The organism is Acinetobacter sp. 797_lipA, assembly GCF_058243025.1.
In genome coordinates this window covers 3,439,915-3,457,738 of record NZ_JBZAYQ010000001.1, presented here as the reverse complement: position 1 = coordinate 3,457,738, position 17,824 = coordinate 3,439,915, and the positions used below count along the sequence as shown (strand labels likewise).

The window sequence follows — 17,824 nt, the reverse complement described above, 5'->3', positions numbered from 1 at the left end:
CGATTTTGAGACTAGGAAAAACTCATGTTAAACAGTGCATTTGAACCTTGGCCAAGCTTTACTCAAGCAGAAGCCGATGCGGTATCAAAAGTCCTTTTATCCAATAAGGTGAATTATTGGACCGGTCAAGAATGCCGTGAATTTGAAAAGGAATTTGCACAGTTTGCAGGAACCAAGCATGCAGTTGCTGTTGCCAATGGTACAGTCGCACTGGATGTAGCATTAAAAGCCTTAGGTATTGGCGTAGGTGATGATGTAATTGTCACTTCACGCACGTTTTTAGCCTCAGCAAGCTCGATTGTCACTGCCGGAGCTAATCCAGTTTTTGCCGATGTAGAGCTAGATTCACAGAATATCTCACGCCGTACCATTGAAGCAGTGATTACGCCGAATACCAAAGCGATTATTTGTGTGCATTTGGCAGGTTGGATGTGTGATATGGATCCGATCATGCAATTGGCTGAGGAAAAAGGCATTTTTGTGATTGAAGATTGTGCTCAAGCACATGGTGCAATGTACAAAGGCAAATCAGCTGGTTCAATCGGTCATATAGGCGCATGGTCTTTCTGCCAAGACAAAATCATGACCACGGGCGGTGAAGGCGGCATGGTCACTACCAATGACGAAAGTTTGTGGAAAAAAATGTGGTCGTATAAAGATCACGGCAAAAACTTTGATAGCGTGTATAACAAGCAACATCCGCCGGGATTCCGCTGGCTGCATGACTCATTTGGCACCAACTGGCGCATGATGGAAATGCAGGCGGTGATTGGCCGTTTACAGCTCAAACAAATGCCAGAATGGACTGCAAAACGTAATGCCAATATGGCGCGTATCCAAGTGGCGTTTGAAAATAGTCCGTATTTTACTGTAGCAAAACCATCTGTTGAATATGTGCATGCAGCCTATAAATGCTATGTGCAAGTGAATACTTCAGCCTTGCCTGAAGATTGGTCGCGTGATCGAATCATGGCAGAAATCAATGCATTGAATGTGCCTTGTTTTAGCGGCTCGTGTTCAGAAGTGTATTTAGAAAAAGCATTTGATGGTACACCTTGGCGCCCTGCGCAGTCTTTACCGCACGCTAAACAGCTCGGTGCAACAAGCTTAATGTTCCTTGTACACCCAACATTGTCTGAGCACAGCTTGCAGAAAACCGTGGATGCGATCCAAGCGGTGATCGCAAAAATCTAAATCTGAAAAGCGCGTATAATATGCGCTCTCATTCGCTTTATTGACCCCATTTGAGCATCTTGTGAAAGACATTATCCGTTCTATAGCATCATTACCGCGTCGCCAAAAACAAATCGTTTTGGTGCTGATGGATATCTGTGTTTTACCGTTAATGATGTGGCTGGCATATGCCATACGTTTGGCACGTCCTAATGTTCAGGTCATGCAAGGACTGGATGCTTGGTATATTTATGTCGGTATGTTTGGCATTGCTATTTTTGCATTGCTCGGTATTTACCGTGCAATTGTGCGTTCATTTAATGAAGACTATTTACTGCGGATTTTAATCGGAACATTTATTCAAATCGTGGCCTTATACACGATTAAAAAACTGAATGTCGCTTTTATTCCCATGAGTATTCCGCTCATGTATGGCTTTATGCTGTTTTCATACATGTGGTGGAGCCGTGCTGTCATTCGCTACGCTACCCTTAAAACTTTTGCCAAAAAGCAAAGCCGTAAACGTGTGGCAATTTATGGCGCAGGGCTGGCAGGACAACAAATTGCAGCAGCTTTAAACCGCTCAGATGATTATTTGCCCGTGTGTTTTATTGACGATAAGCGCTCCTTACAAGGTCAGTCACTGAGTGGTTTAAAAATTTATTCACCCAAAAAAGCGCAAGCAAAATTTGGAAAATTTGGCATTGAAGAAGTATTACTTGCCATGCCTTCCGTTGGTCGTGCACGGAAAAAAGAGATTATTGAGTCTTTTGATACGGCAGATGTCAAAATTATGGAACTGCCAGGGGTAACCCAACTGGTGGATGGTCAAGTCCAAGTTTCAGATATTCGTGAAGTGGATATTATCGACCTATTGGGCCGTGATCCTGTACCGCCAAAACCTGAACTGTTAGAAAAAAATATTAAAAATAAAGTGGTCATGGTGACAGGGGCGGGCGGTTCGATTGGTTCTGAGTTATGCCGTCAGATTGTGAAGCATCAGCCGAAAATGCTCGTGTTGTTTGAAATGTCTGAATTTGCTTTGTATTCAATCGACCGTAAATTGCAGGCTTCTGATATACAAATTATTCCAGTGCTGGGTTCTGTCACCAATCAGCAAAAATTAGAACGTATTATTCAAGAGTACAAAGTGCAAACGGTTTATCACGCCGCAGCCTATAAACATGTGCCACTTGTTGAAGCAAACCCATTTGAAGGTATTTATAATACGTCCATTGGCACACAGCGTAGTGTAGATGCAGCGGTGAATCAAAATGTTGAAACTTTTGTTTTAATTTCAACAGATAAAGCGGTGCGTCCAACCAATGTCATGGGTGCGTCTAAACGTATGGCAGAATTGTATTGTCAGGGTCTAGCGTCGACGAATCCAAAAACTCAAATTAGTATTGTGCGTTTTGGCAATGTACTTGGTTCGTCAGGTTCTGTCGTCCCTTTGTTTAAAAAGCAGATTGCTAAAGGCGGGCCTGTTACAGTAACGCACCCAGAAGTTACGCGTTATTTTATGACCATTCCTGAAGCTGCGCAGTTGGTGATTCAGGCTGGTGCGATGGGGACAGGGGGCGATATATTTTTATTAGATATGGGCGAGCCAGTTAAAATAGTAGATTTAGCTAAACAAATGATTCGTTTGAGTGGTTTTCGAGCTATAGATGAAAATGGTATAGGTGATATTGAGGTACAATTTACAGGTTTACGTCCGGGCGAAAAACTCTATGAAGAATTGTTGATTGATGCGGATAATGTGGAAAAAACGGAGCATGAGCGGATATTAAAGTCTTATGAGAAATTCTATTCCTCATCTGAAATAAAAAATGTATTTAATTGGTTAATTATTAGTTGCAATTCAAATGCTTTAGATGATTTGTATACTATTATTGTCCACTATGTTGACGGTTATAGAAAAAAGTAAAGTTTAATTTCTGCTTTAGGTGGTGTTTCAAAAAGTATGCTGATTATATTTTAACCACAATTGAAATCTCATAAAGCATTAAAAATATAGTGAATTTAATTTACTTATTTTCAATTTCTCTATTGACAGAATTAACTAGCATATTTTTTGAAACACCACCCTGCTTTATATAAAAGTTAGGTCTTCGAATTTCACAATTTGGGTAAATTGTACAAGATTAGGATTAAGATTTATGATTAATATGTTAAGTTTAATTGGCCGTACAACTGAACTTTTTATCAGTGATATTAATGCTTGTGATGAAAAGTTGTTTGATATTGTGTCTAACTCTAAATTTTTAGTTCTTGGTGGCGCAGGATCTATTGGGCAAGCTGTAGTAAAAGAAATTTTTAAAAGAAATCCATTAAAATTACATGTTGTTGATATTTCTGAAAATAATTTAACTGAGGTTGTGCGAGATATTCGTAGCTCATTTGGTTACATTGATGGTGACTTTCAAACTTTTGCATTAGACATTGGCTCTGATGAGTATGACGCATTTATTCAAAATGACGGAAAATTTGACTACGTATTAAATTTATCTGCGTTAAAGCATGTTCGTAGTGAAAAAGATCCTTATACTTTAATGCGAATGATTCATGTCAATATTTTAAATACTGAAAAAACAATTCAACAGTCTATAGAAAAAGGCGTAAAAAAATACTTCTGTGTCTCTACTGATAAGGCCGCGAATCCCGTCAATATGATGGGTGGCTCAAAACGGATTATGGAAATGTTTTTAATGCGTCAAAGTCAATATATTGATATTTCGACAGCACGATTTGCGAACGTGGCATTTTCGGATGGTTCATTACTGCATGGCTTTAATCAACGTATTCAAAAACAACAACCAATTGCTGCTCCAAACGATATTCGCCGTTATTTTGTGACTCCTAAAGAATCGGGTGAACTTTGTTTAATGTCATGTTTATTGGGTGAAAACAGAGATATTTTCTTCCCAAAATTAAGTGAACATTTACATCTCATTACTTTTGCTGATATCGCGGTGAAATATTTAAAGCATTTGGGTTATGAACCACATCTTTGTAATTCTGAAGATGAAGCGCGAGAATTAGTTAAGACTTTGCCAAAACAAGGTAAATGGCCATGTTTATTTGCTGGCAGCACGACAACTGGCGAAAAAGATTTTGAAGAATTTTTCACAGACCATGAAGTTCTGGATATGCAATGCTTTAACAATTTAGGCGTAATTAAAAATGCACTAAATATTGAAGAAGATAAATTACAGACTTTCGAAAACAAAATCAGTGCAATGCTAGAAGCCAAACAATGGAACAAAGAAGAAATAGTCGATTTATTTAACTATATGATGCCTAACTTTGGTCATAAAGAAACTGGTCTATATTTAGATGGGAAAATGTAGTGGAAATTGCAAAATTTAATCAATTTGTACGTGATATTTATAAAACGGATCAATTCATTCCACTGCATGAGCCCCGTTTTATTGGAAATGAAAAACAGTACGTATTAGACACGATAGAAAGTACATTTGTATCCAGTGTGGGAGCATTTGTTACTGAGTTTGAAGAAAAAATGCAAAATTTCACAGGAGCTAAGCGTGCTGTAGCTACGGTGAATGGCACTGCGGCGCTTCATGTTGCATTGCTGATGGCAGGCGTTAAGCGAGATGATCTTGTGGTAACACAAGCATTAACCTTTGTCGCAACATGCAATGCACTTTCTTACATTGGTGCAGAACCTTTATTTGTTGATGTTTCCTTAAAAACGATGGGCTTATGTCCGACTGCATTAGTACAATATTTAGAAGAACATGCCTATATTAATGATTTAGGTGAGTGCCGTCATAAATCAACAAATCAGAGAATTTCAGCAGTTGTACCAATGCATACATTTGGTCATCCTGTAGAGTTGGATGAGTTAATGGTTGTATGTCAAAAATGGCATTTAACATTGGTGGAAGATGCTGCGGAGAGTTTAGGGTCATATTATAAAGGTCAGCATACAGGGACTTTAGGCCCAATTTCAGCATTAAGTTTTAATGGTAATAAAATTATCACTACGGGTGGTGGTGGAATGGTTTTATGTCAAGATGAAAAACTTGGTATCAAAACAAAACATATTACGACAACTGCAAAAATTCCTCATCCCTATGAGTTTTACCATGATGAGAACGGATTTAACTATCGTATGCCAAATTTAAATGCTGCGTTAGGTTGTGCTCAAATGGAAAACTTAAATGATTTTCTTGATAAAAAAAGAAGCCTTGCTCAGCACTATTTAGAGTTTTTTAAAGACTCAGATACTCAATTTTTTGTAGAACCTCAAGACTGTCATTCAAACTATTGGTTAAATGCGATTATTTGTGAAAATAAAGCGCATCGAGATCAGGTATTGCACGGTACTAATGAAAGTAAAGTAATGACTCGTCCAATTTGGACATTAATGACCAAATTACCTATGTACAAGAATGCGTTACAAGATCATTTAACACATTCAAATTGGTTAGAAGAGCGCGTTGTCAATATTCCAAGCTCTGTTCCTTTGGAGTTTTGAGATGAAAAAAATAGCCGTATTTACAGGAACCCGAGCAGAATATGGGTTGCTGTATTGGTTAATGAAAGATATACAAAGTGATCCAGATCTCGAGCTACAGATTTTAGCCACGGCAATGCATTATTCTCCTGAGCATGGAGAAACGTGGAAAACCATTGTTAATGATGGTTTTGAAATTACAGAATCGGTGGAAATGTTACTATCTTCTGACACCCCAAGTGCTGTTGTGAAGTCTATGGGAGTAGGATTACTCGGTTTTGCGGATGCATTGCGCCGTATGCAACCCGATTTGCTGGTGGTTTTGGGGGATCGTTTTGAGGCATTAGCCGTGACGCAAGCTGCCTTGATTATGCAAATTCCTGTTGCACATTTGCATGGTGGTGAAATCACAGAAGGCGCTTATGACGAATCAATCCGTCACGCAATTACAAAAATGGCAACAATTCATTTTGCCGCTGCTGAGCCATATCAAAAACGAATTATTCAACTCGGTGAGCAGCCTGCAAAGGTATTTAATGTTGGTGCAGTTGGGCTTGATCATATTCAGCGCACGCAATTTAGAACCTTAGATGAATTAAATCAAATCTATGATTTTGATTTTACCCAACCTTATATTTTGATCACCTACCATCCTGAAACTAATTTAAATGATGAAGATGTAACACCATTGTTTAATGCTTTAAGGGCTCAAGAGAATCTCAACTTTGTTTTTAGTTACCCAAATGCGGATAACGGAAATACAGAAATTGTAAAAGCGATGTTGGCATTAAAAGTAGAAATGCCCGACCGTGTGCTTTTAGTTAAAAGTTTTGGTATTCAGAACTATTTGAGTGTATTGAAATATTCACTTGCAATGGTTGGAAATTCTTCTAGCGGTTTATCTGAAGCACCTGCATTACAAGTAGTTACGATTAATATTGGCGACCGTCAAAAAGGGCGGTTACGTTGTAAATCAATTATTGATGTAAAACTTGATCAAATTGAGATTCAGAATGCGTTAAAGCAGGCGCAGGAATTTCCAAAATCTGAACTGGAGCAAGTTCAACCTCCATTGGGTTACGGAAATACTTCTCAAAAAATTTTAGAAGTAATTAAGACAATAGATTTTAAGAAAAAGGCGCCATTTTATGATCTTTGATGAAAATGAAATTTATGTGATTGCTGAAATTGGTGTGAATCACAATGGTTCTGTAGAACTAGCAAAAGAACTCATTTTAAAAGCAAAAGAATGTGGAGCTAATGCGGTTAAGTTTCAGACTTTCAAAGCAGATAGTTTACTCTCAGATCAAACGGAAATGGCTGCTTACCAAAAAGAAAATACGGGTTCGGCACAAAGTCAGCTTGAACTTGTGAAAAGCCTTGAGTTGACGTATGAGCAAACAAAAGAGATTCAGGACTTTTGTTATGCAGAAAAGATTACGTTTATTTCAACCCCTTTTGATTCTGAAAGCTTAAGATTTCTGGTTGATGACCTTGATGTGCCATTTTTAAAAGTTTCATCAGCAGATATTTCTAACTTACCATTTTTATATGAATTGGCATGTACTGGAAAACATGTAATTCTATCGACAGGTACAGCAAGTTTAGGAGATATTGAACAAGCCTTGTCTGTTTTTGCATTTGTGATTGATAAAGGTACTCAGGTTAGACCATTACAACAATTATTTAGAGAGTCATATTCAAAATTTGCTGTTCGTAAAAAGTTAAAAGAACAGGTATCAATTTTGCACTGTGTGACGCAGTATCCAGCCCTATTTGAGCAAACCAATTTACGTTCTATTGAAACAATTAAAAATGTTTTTGGATTAACGACGGGCTATTCTGATCATACTTTAGATGAATATGCAGCAGTCATTGGCTTGAGTTTAGGTGCTCGAATTTTTGAAAAGCATATAACGCTTGATAAAAATATGGCTGGGCCAGATCATGCAGCGTCTATGGAAGCAGATGAATTTAAGAGCTATGTTGAGATCTTGCATAAAACCCATGCAGCTCTTGGTGATGGCATAAAATTTATGCTAGAGCAAGAAAGTGATAATTATTATTTAGTGCGACGTAGTATTGTGGCGAGTAAAGAGATTGCCGAAGGTGAACTGCTTACAGAAGAAAATATTACAACCAAACGTGCTGGTAAGGTTGTCTTAGAACCAAATAAATATTGGGATGTTTTGGGGACTTATGCAACCAAAGCATTTAAAAAGAATGATTTTATTGAACTATAAATGAAAAAACTGGCGATTTTTGGAACTAGCGGCTTTGCAAAGGAGCTATTAGATTTAGCTCTTGATCAAGGTTATACCGATATTTGCTTTTTAGAAAAGGAGGTAGAGGAAAACCAAACTTTGTTAGGTTTTCCTGTGTTTTTGGAATCTAAAATTGTTGGTGTGGCCAATATTGACTTTGCTATAGGTATTGCAGCTCCGAAAATCCGTCAAAAAATTTATGAACTTTATCCTCAGTTGAATTTTCCAAATTTAATTCATTCTCAGGCCACATTGGGTTTTGGAATTCGTGAACAACTACATCATTCTAAAGGCGTGATCATTGCTGCAGGTGCAAGGGTTACCAATTCTTGTGGTTTTGGAGATTTTGTAGTGGTGAGTTTTAATTGCACTATTGGGCATGACTGTAAATTAGATAGCTTCGTGTCAATTATGCCGGGCGTAAATTTGTCTGGTTGTATCCATGTGGGTACTGGCGTATACATTGGCACAAATGCTGCAATTTTGCCAGGTAAGGGGCCTCTAGAATTAAAGAAGTTGGGTGAGTACTCAATAATTGGTGCTAGTGCTGTAGTGTTAAACAATACTTTAGTGCATACAACATATATAGGTGCACCAGCGAAGGAATTAAAACGTAATGATTGATGTAAAAAAAATAGTTCTGAACAAGAAAGACACAATATTAAAGGCATTAGAGTTGTTAGACCTATATGCATTAAGAATCGTGTTAGTGGTAGATGAAGATAATCATTTACTTGGCAGTATAACGGATGGTGACATCCGTCGTGGCTTGCTTAAAGGGCAAGACGTACATGCTTCTGTTGAAACGATTATGCATATAACCCCTTATTCAATTGAGGAGGGTGAGTTAACCAATCGGCAGATTTTTGAAATAATGCGAGAAAATCGCTATTTGGCTTTACCTGTTTTAAAAGCAGGTCAATTAGTTAATATTATTACTTTAGAAGACCTAATTAGTCGTAAAAGAAAAGAAAACCCTGTATTTATTATGGCAGGCGGTTTTGGTACCAGATTACGACCATTGACTGATAAATGCCCGAAACCTATGTTACCCGTTGGTGGAAAGCCGCTGTTAGAAACCATCGTATTAAGTTTAAAAGAACAAGGATTTTATAAGTTTTATATTTCAACCCATTATTTGCCTGAAATTATTCGCGAGCATTTCGGCAGTGGCGAAAAATTTGATGTTCAAATTCAATATGTACATGAAAATGACCCATTGGGTACGGGTGGAGCATTAAGCTTATTACCGAAAGAAGAAATTAAGCTACCTTTTGTGGTCATTAATGGTGATGTACTTACCAATATGAACTTTGGCAAACTTTTAGATTTTCATGAGAAAAATCAATCTATAGCAACAATGTGTGTGCGTGAGTTTCAGTACCAAATACCCTACGGCGTGGTTAATTCAGAAGATAATGTCATACAAAGCATGACAGAAAAACCAAGTTATTTCTTTGATATAAATACTGGCATATATGTGATTTCTCCTGAGTTACTTGCACAAGTGAATGCTGAATTTATAGGAATGCCGACAATATTAGAACAGCAAATTGCTTTACAGCAAAAAGTCACGAGTTATCCATTACATGAATATTGGTTGGATATCGGGCATATGGAAGATTATAATCGTGCGCAACGCGATATTATAAATTTAGATTTTGGTAAATTCTGATGTTAGGGCAATACCACGTAACGGTTCTTATTCCTGCACGAGGGGGCAGTAAGCGATTACCCCGTAAAAATGCAAAATTACTATGTGGGAAACCTTTAATTTCTTGGTCAATTGATGTTGCTCGTACTTCAAAATATGTAGATCATGTTGTGGTATCGACAGATGATTTAGAAATTAAGCACATTGCTGAGCAATATGGTGCCGATGTTCCATTTCTAAGACCTGATGATTTGTCGAATGATTACGCATCTAGTTTTGACGTCATAAAGCATGCGATAAAACAACTGAACATTGAAGAAAAGAACCATCTTATTGTATTACTCCAACCAACTTCTCCGCTACGTTTGGTAGATGAGTTAGATCATGCATTAGAGTTTTTTGTGGCAAAGAGTGCAAAAGGGGTCGTTTCTATTTCTGAGGCAGAGCATAGTCCAATGTGGTCAAATACCTTGCCAGAAAACGCTAGTCTATCGGAATTTATTCGACCTGAAGTACAAGGTAAAAGAAGTCAGGACCTACCTACATGTTATCGTTTAAATGGATCAATTTATATTTATGAAGTTTTATCCTTATTAGACAAGAATAAAATCTTTTATGATTCAGATGTATATGGCTTTCAAACAGATAAAGAAACAGCCGTAGATATAGATACAGCTCTCGATTTCTTAATTGCAGAAACAATCATGCTGCATAGGTCAAATGAATGAAGGTTTTAAAAGACAGTTTCATTTATTTGATTGGGGAGCTTTTTGCGAAAAGCCTCCCTTTTCTCATGTTGCCTTATTTAACCCGAAAATTGGGACCTGAAGGCTTTGGTGAGTTATCTTATTATCTTACTTGGTTGGCTTTATTTGGAATTTTTATTGGGCTCAGTCAGGAAGGAGCTGTCACTCGCTATTTTTACTTTTATGGAAAAAAAGCGTTAAATACAGTTGTAACGGCGGGTTATTTATATAATGTTGTTATTTCAACGATATTACTTCTAGGTTGTTGGTTTTTCCAAGCTGAGATAATGGCATATATTGTTTTGGCAACAATGTTTCAGTCCTTTGTAAGTGTGCAATTGGCATTAAGACAATGCCAGAAGCAACCATTCAAATATATTACGATTCAAATTATTCTTTCTCTAACGAATGTTGTATTTACAGTAGCTGCGTTAGAATATTTTACTCAAGATTTAGTCGCATATCGAATTTTAGCGATTATTGTATCAAATTTAACCACATTTGTAATAGCGAGTTTGGTTCTGGGTGATTTGTTTAGAGATAATTATCGCTTTACATGGCCAAGGCTTCGTTTAGGTCTACTTTATATCTTTTCGTTTGGATTGCCACTCATTCTTCATCAGTCTAGTTTTTTTATTAAAGGTCAACTAGATAGAATCTTTATTTATCAGCAATATTCAAAAGTAGAGTTAGGTATCTATTCAGCAGGGGTACAGATTGCGGCTATTTTGCCTATACTATTTCTAGCACTTAATAAGGCTCTTGTACCTTATTACTATCAGTGGCTTAAAAATAATTCATTAACCATAGAAAAGATAAAAAAATATACATTGTATAGTTTGCCTTTAAGTATACTACCCTCAGTAGTAGGTTGGCTGTTGCCTGAGCAAGTGTATCTTTGGTTTTTAGGGCAAAGTTATGTTGGTTCAAAATACTATATTGTAATATATCTGTTTGGTTTTGGTATGAGCTTACCTTATCTAATATTAGTAAATTACTTTTTCTACCATGGTAAAAATTTGATGATTTCGAAAATTACAATGTCTTCATCAATAATATATTTAATTTTTTTATATTACTTTTCCTCTATATCAATGGATTTAATTCCTTACGCACTAGTTCTTAGTAATATTGTTTTAGTTTTTGTATTTTGGAAGAGTCTGAAAGTATATGAGTAAAAAGAACCTTTTCGTATGTTTAACGCCTTTTCAAATTTATTTTTCAATGAAGATTATCGAAAATAAGAATATTGAAAATGCTCTAATTCTTTTAATAGATTTATCGAATAGCCCAAAGAATTATTATTATTTAGAGCGTGCAAGATTGGAATGTAAGTGTGAAGTTTTAATTTATAAAGAAGTTAATACTAAAAAGATTTTAAAATTATTTTGTTTTTTAAAGTTTATACTATTAAATTTTTTGTTCAAAAAATTTAATAGTATTTATATGGCAAGTTTACATGATAAATATATCCATATTTTGATGAAATTTATTTCATTCGATCGAATAATTGGTTTCGATGATGGAGTCGCTAATCTTAATAAAAATGGAGCATATTTTAATGATGAATATATAAAGACAAGAATTGTTAATAATATGGATAAACATTACACTGTTTTTTCAGGTATAGATAATATTGTTGGGAAAGAAAAATTAGAAGTTTTAAGTCTTTTTGATGGAAATTCGGATGTAACTTACATTAAAAAGAGTGTAAAAATTTTTGTTGGACAGCCAATTGATGAATTATTTAAAGAGAAAGATAAGGACTATCTTTTTAATGTTCTCAAGTCATTGGGGATCGATTTTTATTTTAAACATCCTAGGGAGAAATATGTTATTAATGGAGTTGATTATATAGACTCTAATGAGATATTCGAATCATACTTAGAAAAATTTATAATAGATAATCCAAATACAGAAGTTTTAATTTATACTTTTATAAGTACAGTAGTATTTAATGTGTCCAATTTTTCGAATGTTAAGTTGTTTTCTTTATATGACGACGAATTATATGGAAAATATAAGAGTTTGTATGAGATAGTTGAAAGTTTTAATATAGAAATGAAGAGTTTAAATGGAATTTTCTAGTGTGAGGATTGTTGATATTGAAACCTGCTTGTTGGAGTATAAGTATGAGTAGAGAGATATTCCTAAAAATAGGGTTATTTTGTGCTTATATTGCTGTGATATTTTATTATGTCAATGGCTCAGCAATAAGTCAGGCTTTATTTTTCTTAAGTAATTTTATAATTATACTTTCATCTCTTAATGCTGGCTTTAAAAAAGAGGAAATTTTCCTTGCTGTACTAGTTATTTTGTTATTTATTTTCTCAAGTTTTTTTTCTAGATCTTATCCATATTATTATTCTAGTGCTGTACTTTTATATGGTGTATGCTCATTTATAATAGCATCTGGTTTTTTTAGGTTAAAAAATAAATCAGAGTTCAGCCTCCTATTTTATTGTGTTTATTTGTTTTTTTTATGGGTTAATTTTTATAAACTTGGCTTTTTTAATCCAGAAGGGTACGATACGATATTTAATAACTCAAGTAGAAATATTGTAAGTGCATTTTTGCTATTGGTAACAATGTTTGTTGGTGCTAGTTACTATATAGAAGAAAAGAAACAACCAATTCTTATTTATATTCTTACATTAGTATCTAGTGTTATTCTCTTTGGTAGATCAGGTATTGCAATTTCATTCCTTCTCTTCTGTTATGCTTTTTATGATAACTATGGGAAAAAGATATATTGGCTTTTGATTTTTCTTCCTTTATTTATTTTTTTATATTTCAAATATTCTGGAGTAGTTGAATATTATTTAATGGAAGAGACAAGTTTTAAGTATGGCCTAGAAAGTCCAAGAAAAAGTATGTTAAATGAATATATGAGTGGAATTTTGTATTCACCTCAAGATCTTTTTTTGGGGCGCAGATATGCAGATTGTTGTGCAACTGTTGTACAATATGGAGATAATCCACATAATTCATTTATAGTTGGGCATGCTAGATATGGTATTATTCATACTATATTTTTTATATTATTATTTTTATCTACATTATTTTATATAAAAAAGAAGCCTGTCTTAATATTTTTTATAGCACTGATATTTGGGCGATATTTTTTTGATCAGTTAGGTTTGTTTTCACCATTGGATTTTGTATTAGTATATATATTTCTATTGATTTTTAAGGAAAAGAGAATAGTTTAAAATGAATAAGATAGCTTTTCTCATATTGATACATAAGCCAATTGATCATCTTTACTCATATGCAAAATATTATAAGGATGTGAATTTTTATATTCATGTCGATGCGAAAGCCAATCTTGATGAGATTAAGAAAGGTTTGGTTGGTGCCAATAATATATACTTTGTAGAAAATAGAATATCTGTAAATTGGGGCGGATTTAGTATGGTGCAAGCTACACTAAATTTAATGAATTACGCATTGCAACATGATGTTGATAATGATTTTTTTCATTTAATTAGTGGTGATGATGTTATATTGAGTGATAAATTGTATTGGGAGGATAATACAATTTATATGGACTTTCGTTCCGCCGAAGAAAATAGATATAGAGTGAGATTTAATAGTGTTTTTGCTGATACCTTATATCAACGAAGAGCATTTAGTAAGTTGCTAACACAAGCAATTAAATTTTTTGATAAACTTATTGGTACACAAAAAAAATATTATATAGGTAGCCAATGGTTTTCAATTAGAAGAGAGCAATTATGTGTAATGTTAAATTCAATTACACAAAGTGATATTAAATTTTTTACAAGAAAACTATGTCCGGATGAACATTTTTTTCAATATTTAATTAAAAAAAATAATCTTATTAAAAATTTATCAAAAGATAATAGACGATTTCTAATTTTTGATAAAAGTTTTCAAAATGGGTCTAGTCCAATATTCTTGTCTTTAGAACAGCTTTTAAAATCACAAAAAGAAGGGTTATGGTTTGCTAGAAAAGTTGATCAAGAAACTATGAAAAATTTTTATAATTTTCGGAGTTCTGTCGAAATATGAAAAAAATTATATTTGTTGTTCATAGTTTTGATGAAAGCTATCGTGGTGGTGTTCTGAAAGCAACATCTGATGTCGCGAATAGTTTAGTAAAGTATGGTTATAATGTGGGGATTTTGAGTCTTGGGGCGATATCTATACCAGCTTTCAATTTAGATGAAAAATTAACTTTAGAGTCTTTGAATGTAAATAAATATAGTACACAATTTTATTCTGGCATAAAAAAGTCTTTATGGTTTTTTAAATTATATAATATTTTGGCTAATTATATTAGGAGAAATAAAAACACTATTTTTGTTCTTACCTCTCCTCCATTAAATATGCTTTTTTCTTTATTAAAAATTAATTTTAAAAAGACTGTAATGGTAGGCTGTGATCATACTAGCTCGGGTTATAAGTCAAGTGGTTTTTTGGGTCGAGTAAAATGGGGTTTATATAAGCAAATAGATTGCTTTATTGCACTGACAGAAAGCGACAATTTATTTTATAAAAATAATGGTATTAAATCAGTGTATATACCAAATTTTATTAGTTTTAATAGTATTAATCAATCTCAAGGTAATAAAAAATCTTTTTTAATATTCGTTGGTCGGTTTTCTTGTGAAAAGAGACCATTATTAGCATTAGAAATATTTAAGAATTCTGGGTTAATAGAAAAAGGTATAAAGCTCAGAATGTTTGGGGATGGTGATTTATATTTACCAATTCAGTATTATATTGCTAAGAATGGATTAAGTGAAAGTGTTGAAGTTATTAGAAACTGCTCTGATGCTGATTTAATATATAAGGATGCATATGCTCTTATTATGACTTCTTTACTTGAAGGGTTCGGAATGGTTTTGATAGAGGCAATCTCTCGAAATATACCTTGTATTTCCTTTGATGTTCCAAGTGGACCAAGTACTATCATAAAGCATGGAGTGAATGGATTTTTGGTTCAAGAAGGTAATATTGAGGGAATGATTCAGAGTATTATTGAAATTGAAAATAGTGATTTTGATAATATTAAACATACAATCAGTAGTTTTGATGAGAATATAGTTATATCAAAGTGGCTAAAATTGTTGAATTCATTAGGGTGTAAGGATATTAATTTATGAATTTTTCAGCCCTTTTATCCTTATATAATAAGGAGCAACTTGACTTTTTGAACCAATGCTTTGAAAGTATTTGGGACTCACAGACGACTAAACCAACTGAAATTGTATTAGTTTTAGATGGTCCCATCGGTGAGGAACTGACTGCTTGTGTACAAAAGTGGCAGTCAAAAATTGGTAGTCCACTGAAGGTGGTACCTTTACCTCAAAATGTGGGTCTTGGAAAAGCCTTAAATGAAGGTTTAAAACAATGTAGTTATAATTGGGTTTTTCGTATGGATACAGATGATATTTGTACATCTGATCGATTTGAAAAGCAGATTAAATTTATAGAACAGAATCCAAATGTAGTCTTGTTCGGTGGTCAGATTTTAGAGTTTGATCAAAATATTTCAGATGCAGATGTACTTAAAGCTGTACCTACAACTTATGAACAAATAAAGAAATTTGCACAAAATCGCTGTCCATTCAATCATATGACAGTTGCGTATAAACGTGATGTGATTTTAAGCTTGGGAGGGTATCAACATCATTTGTTTATGGAAGACTACAACTTATGGCTACGTGTAATTGGCAACAATTATCAAGTTGCTAACTTATCCGATGTAATTCTTTATGCGCGGGTTGGTAATGGTATGCATGCACGCCGCAAAGGTTTCAAATATATTAAAAGTGAAAAACAGTTACTAGATTTAAAAAAACAACTAAAAATACAGTCACCGTTTTATGCTACTATCTACTTCATTGTACGGTCTACATTTAGACTTATGCCAGCGAATCTGCTAGGTAAAATTTATAATACGTTTCTACGTAAGAAAGTTGAAAAAACAGAGTAAGATAGCAATGAAAAGACTGGTTGATATCGTTATATCATTAATTGCACTAACATTATTGTCTCCAATTTTCCTCATTGTTAGTTATAAAGTACGAAAAAATTTGGGGTCACCAATCTTTTTTTGCCAAGAACGTCCTGGTAAAAATGGCAAACTTTTTAAAATGATTAAGTTCCGGTCGATGAAAGATGCAGTGGATAAAGAAGGCAATCCATTACCAGATGAACAGCGTATTACCCCCTTTGGACAGAAGCTAAGATCGACTAGTTTAGATGAAATGCCACAACTCATAAACGTCTTAAAAGGGGATATGAGTATTGTTGGACCACGTCCTATGCTTAAAGACTTTGTAGCATTATATTCACCAGAACAAGCTCGTCGTCTGGAAGTTAAACCCGGTATGACTGGCTTAGCTCAGGTAAGTGGCCGAAATGAACTTGATTATGAAGAACGTTTTAAATGCGATGTATGGTATGTAGATAACCATAATACTTTGGTTGACTTTAAAATCATGTTGAAAACAGTCGCTGTGATGACCAAACGAGAAGGTATTAATGCACCGGGTCATGTTGGCCCTTCATTGTTTGAAGGTAACGAACCTAAGAAAGTTAAAGATAAAGTAAATTCATAAAATTTAGATAGTGAATAATGTGTGATGATTAAAAAAGCCATTCTCCCAGTTGCAGGTTTAGGTACACGGTTTCTACCTGCGAGCAAGTCTATTCCCAAAGAAATGGTCACAGTGGTTGACCGACCAGCGATTGAATATGTTGTAAAAGAAGCAGTTGCTGCTGGCATTGAACAGATTATTCTTGTTACCCATTCTTCAAAAGCTTCGATTGAAAACTACTTTGATCGTAACTTTGAGCTAGAAACCACTCTAGAACATAAAAAGAAATTTGATTTACTCAAAGAAATCACTGAAATTTTACCGCCACATGTGAGTGTAATCAGTGTGCGTCAACCACAGCCACTTGGTTTAGGTCATGCTGTACTGTGTGCAAAAGCTGTAGTAGGTGATGATGATTTTGCTGTGCTATTACCAGATGTTCTTGTAAAAGATTCATCAGAAACCAATGATTTGAGTTTAATGATCCAACGTTTTGATGCAAGTCATGCATCCCAGATTATGGTGGAAGCTGTACCAGATCACATGGTAGATCAATACGGTATTGTCGATGTTGCCTCTATACCTGCCGAAGGACATAGCATTCAAATGCAAGGTATTGTCGAGAAACCTGCCGTCGGCACTGCGCCATCAAATTTATCGGTAGTGGGTCGCTATATTTTACCTGCCAAAATTATGCAATTACTTGAGAACACGCCTAAAGGGGCAGGTAATGAGATTCAGTTGACCGATGCAATTGCAGCTTTGCAAGCGACCGATACGGTGGAAGCCTATCGGATGAAAGGTCAAACTTTTGATTGCGGCAGTAAATTGGGCTATCTCAAAGCAGTTTTACATTATGGCGTAGACCATCCAAAATTAGGTGAGGAATTTAAAGCGCTGATCAAAGAACTAAAACTATAAAAAGAGATTGA

The 17,824-nt window shown here is 34.7% G+C and carries 17 protein-coding genes; all 17 read left to right on the top strand.

Annotated features, from left to right (window positions below; genetic code table 11):
- The first annotated feature begins 24 nt into the window (after positions 1–24).
- The 17 genes from AC4CU2_RS16980 (at position 25) to galU (ending at position 17,813) form a co-directional block, all read left to right on the top strand.
- Entirely contained in the window at positions 25–1,194 is a 1,170-nt protein-coding gene (locus tag AC4CU2_RS16980) for a DegT/DnrJ/EryC1/StrS family aminotransferase (RefSeq protein ID WP_490769158.1), read from the top strand.
- Between the two features lie 61 nt (positions 1,195–1,255).
- Positions 1,256–3,103 (top strand): polysaccharide biosynthesis protein, encoded by a 1,848-nt coding sequence (locus AC4CU2_RS16975; RefSeq protein WP_490769157.1) that lies wholly within the window; start codon positions 1,256–1,258, stop codon positions 3,101–3,103.
- A gap of 232 nt (positions 3,104–3,335) precedes the next feature.
- Positions 3,336–4,526, top strand: a complete 1,191-nt coding sequence (locus tag AC4CU2_RS16970; protein ID WP_490769156.1) for a UDP-N-acetylglucosamine 4,6-dehydratase — start codon at positions 3,336–3,338, stop codon at positions 4,524–4,526.
- Positions 4,526–5,677, top strand: a complete 1,152-nt coding sequence (locus AC4CU2_RS16965; RefSeq protein WP_490769155.1) for a LegC family aminotransferase — start codon at positions 4,526–4,528, stop codon at positions 5,675–5,677. Before AC4CU2_RS16970 ends, AC4CU2_RS16965 begins: the two co-directional genes overlap by 1 nt.
- 1 nt (position 5,678) lies before the next feature.
- Positions 5,679–6,815 (top strand): UDP-N-acetylglucosamine 2-epimerase, encoded by a 1,137-nt coding sequence (gene neuC, locus AC4CU2_RS16960; RefSeq protein ID WP_490769154.1) that lies wholly within the window; start codon positions 5,679–5,681, stop codon positions 6,813–6,815.
- A complete protein-coding gene (locus AC4CU2_RS16955) occupies positions 6,805–7,899 on the top strand; it encodes an N-acetylneuraminate synthase family protein (protein ID WP_490769152.1) in 1,095 nt (364 codons plus the stop codon). Before neuC ends, AC4CU2_RS16955 begins: the two co-directional genes overlap by 11 nt.
- On the top strand, positions 7,900–8,544 hold the full coding sequence (locus AC4CU2_RS16950; protein ID WP_490769151.1) for a PglD-related sugar-binding protein: 645 nt from the start codon (positions 7,900–7,902) through the stop codon (positions 8,542–8,544). It abuts the gene before it with no gap.
- On the top strand, positions 8,537–9,595 hold the full coding sequence (locus AC4CU2_RS16945) for a nucleotidyltransferase family protein (RefSeq protein ID WP_490769150.1): 1,059 nt from the start codon (positions 8,537–8,539) through the stop codon (positions 9,593–9,595). The genes AC4CU2_RS16950 and AC4CU2_RS16945 overlap by 8 nt, the downstream gene beginning before the upstream one ends.
- Positions 9,595–10,302, top strand: coding sequence for an acylneuraminate cytidylyltransferase family protein (locus AC4CU2_RS16940; protein WP_490769149.1), 708 nt, complete (start codon positions 9,595–9,597; stop codon positions 10,300–10,302). Before AC4CU2_RS16945 ends, AC4CU2_RS16940 begins: the two co-directional genes overlap by 1 nt.
- Entirely contained in the window at positions 10,299–11,498 is a 1,200-nt protein-coding gene (locus AC4CU2_RS16935; RefSeq protein WP_490769148.1) for an oligosaccharide flippase family protein, read from the top strand. Before AC4CU2_RS16940 ends, AC4CU2_RS16935 begins: the two co-directional genes overlap by 4 nt.
- Positions 11,491–12,408 carry a glycosyltransferase family 52 gene (locus AC4CU2_RS16930; protein ID WP_490769147.1) on the top strand — a complete coding sequence of 306 codons (918 nt, stop codon included), beginning with the start codon at positions 11,491–11,493 and terminating at the stop codon, positions 12,406–12,408. Before AC4CU2_RS16935 ends, AC4CU2_RS16930 begins: the two co-directional genes overlap by 8 nt.
- 44 nt (positions 12,409–12,452) lie before the next feature.
- Positions 12,453–13,532 (top strand): hypothetical protein, encoded by a 1,080-nt coding sequence (locus tag AC4CU2_RS16925; protein WP_490769146.1) that lies wholly within the window; start codon positions 12,453–12,455, stop codon positions 13,530–13,532.
- A 1-nt stretch (position 13,533) separates the two neighbouring features.
- Positions 13,534–14,355 (top strand): beta-1,6-N-acetylglucosaminyltransferase, encoded by an 822-nt coding sequence (locus AC4CU2_RS16920; RefSeq protein ID WP_490769145.1) that lies wholly within the window; start codon positions 13,534–13,536, stop codon positions 14,353–14,355.
- Complete coding sequence (locus AC4CU2_RS16915) at positions 14,352–15,452, top strand: glycosyltransferase (protein WP_490769144.1); 1,101 nt, start codon at positions 14,352–14,354, stop codon at positions 15,450–15,452. The genes AC4CU2_RS16920 and AC4CU2_RS16915 overlap by 4 nt, the downstream gene beginning before the upstream one ends.
- The gene (locus AC4CU2_RS16910; protein WP_490769143.1) at positions 15,449–16,285 is read left to right on the top strand and encodes a glycosyltransferase; all 837 of its coding nucleotides are present in this window, start codon (positions 15,449–15,451) and stop codon (positions 16,283–16,285) included. Before AC4CU2_RS16915 ends, AC4CU2_RS16910 begins: the two co-directional genes overlap by 4 nt.
- A 7-nt stretch (positions 16,286–16,292) precedes the next feature.
- Complete coding sequence (locus AC4CU2_RS16905; RefSeq protein WP_490769142.1) at positions 16,293–16,913, top strand: sugar transferase; 621 nt, start codon at positions 16,293–16,295, stop codon at positions 16,911–16,913.
- A 24-nt stretch (positions 16,914–16,937) separates the two neighbouring features.
- Positions 16,938–17,813: a UTP--glucose-1-phosphate uridylyltransferase GalU gene (galU, locus tag AC4CU2_RS16900; RefSeq protein WP_490769253.1), complete on the top strand. Its 876-nt coding sequence runs from the start codon at positions 16,938–16,940 to the stop codon at positions 17,811–17,813.
- Positions 17,814–17,824: the final 11 nt, after the last annotated feature.

Coding starts and splice junctions, on each gene's coding strand:
- AC4CU2_RS16970 (WP_490769156.1), top strand. CDS start 3,336: ATGATTAATATGTTAAGTTTAATTGGCCGTACAACTGAACTTTTTATC.
- AC4CU2_RS16920 (WP_490769145.1), top strand. CDS start 13,534: ATGAATAAGATAGCTTTTCTCATATTGATACATAAGCCAATTGATCAT.
- AC4CU2_RS16925 (WP_490769146.1), top strand. CDS start 12,453: ATGAGTAGAGAGATATTCCTAAAAATAGGGTTATTTTGTGCTTATATT.
- AC4CU2_RS16915 (WP_490769144.1), top strand. CDS start 14,352: ATGAAAAAAATTATATTTGTTGTTCATAGTTTTGATGAAAGCTATCGT.
- AC4CU2_RS16930 (WP_490769147.1), top strand. CDS start 11,491: ATGAGTAAAAAGAACCTTTTCGTATGTTTAACGCCTTTTCAAATTTAT.
- AC4CU2_RS16950 (WP_490769151.1), top strand. CDS start 7,900: ATGAAAAAACTGGCGATTTTTGGAACTAGCGGCTTTGCAAAGGAGCTA.
- AC4CU2_RS16955 (WP_490769152.1), top strand. CDS start 6,805: ATGATCTTTGATGAAAATGAAATTTATGTGATTGCTGAAATTGGTGTG.
- galU (WP_490769253.1), top strand. CDS start 16,938: ATGATTAAAAAAGCCATTCTCCCAGTTGCAGGTTTAGGTACACGGTTT.
- AC4CU2_RS16935 (WP_490769148.1), top strand. CDS start 10,299: ATGAAGGTTTTAAAAGACAGTTTCATTTATTTGATTGGGGAGCTTTTT.
- AC4CU2_RS16940 (WP_490769149.1), top strand. CDS start 9,595: ATGTTAGGGCAATACCACGTAACGGTTCTTATTCCTGCACGAGGGGGC.
- AC4CU2_RS16905 (WP_490769142.1), top strand. CDS start 16,293: ATGAAAAGACTGGTTGATATCGTTATATCATTAATTGCACTAACATTA.
- AC4CU2_RS16910 (WP_490769143.1), top strand. CDS start 15,449: ATGAATTTTTCAGCCCTTTTATCCTTATATAATAAGGAGCAACTTGAC.
- neuC (WP_490769154.1), top strand. CDS start 5,679: ATGAAAAAAATAGCCGTATTTACAGGAACCCGAGCAGAATATGGGTTG.
- AC4CU2_RS16945 (WP_490769150.1), top strand. CDS start 8,537: ATGATTGATGTAAAAAAAATAGTTCTGAACAAGAAAGACACAATATTA.
- AC4CU2_RS16980 (WP_490769158.1), top strand. CDS start 25: ATGTTAAACAGTGCATTTGAACCTTGGCCAAGCTTTACTCAAGCAGAA.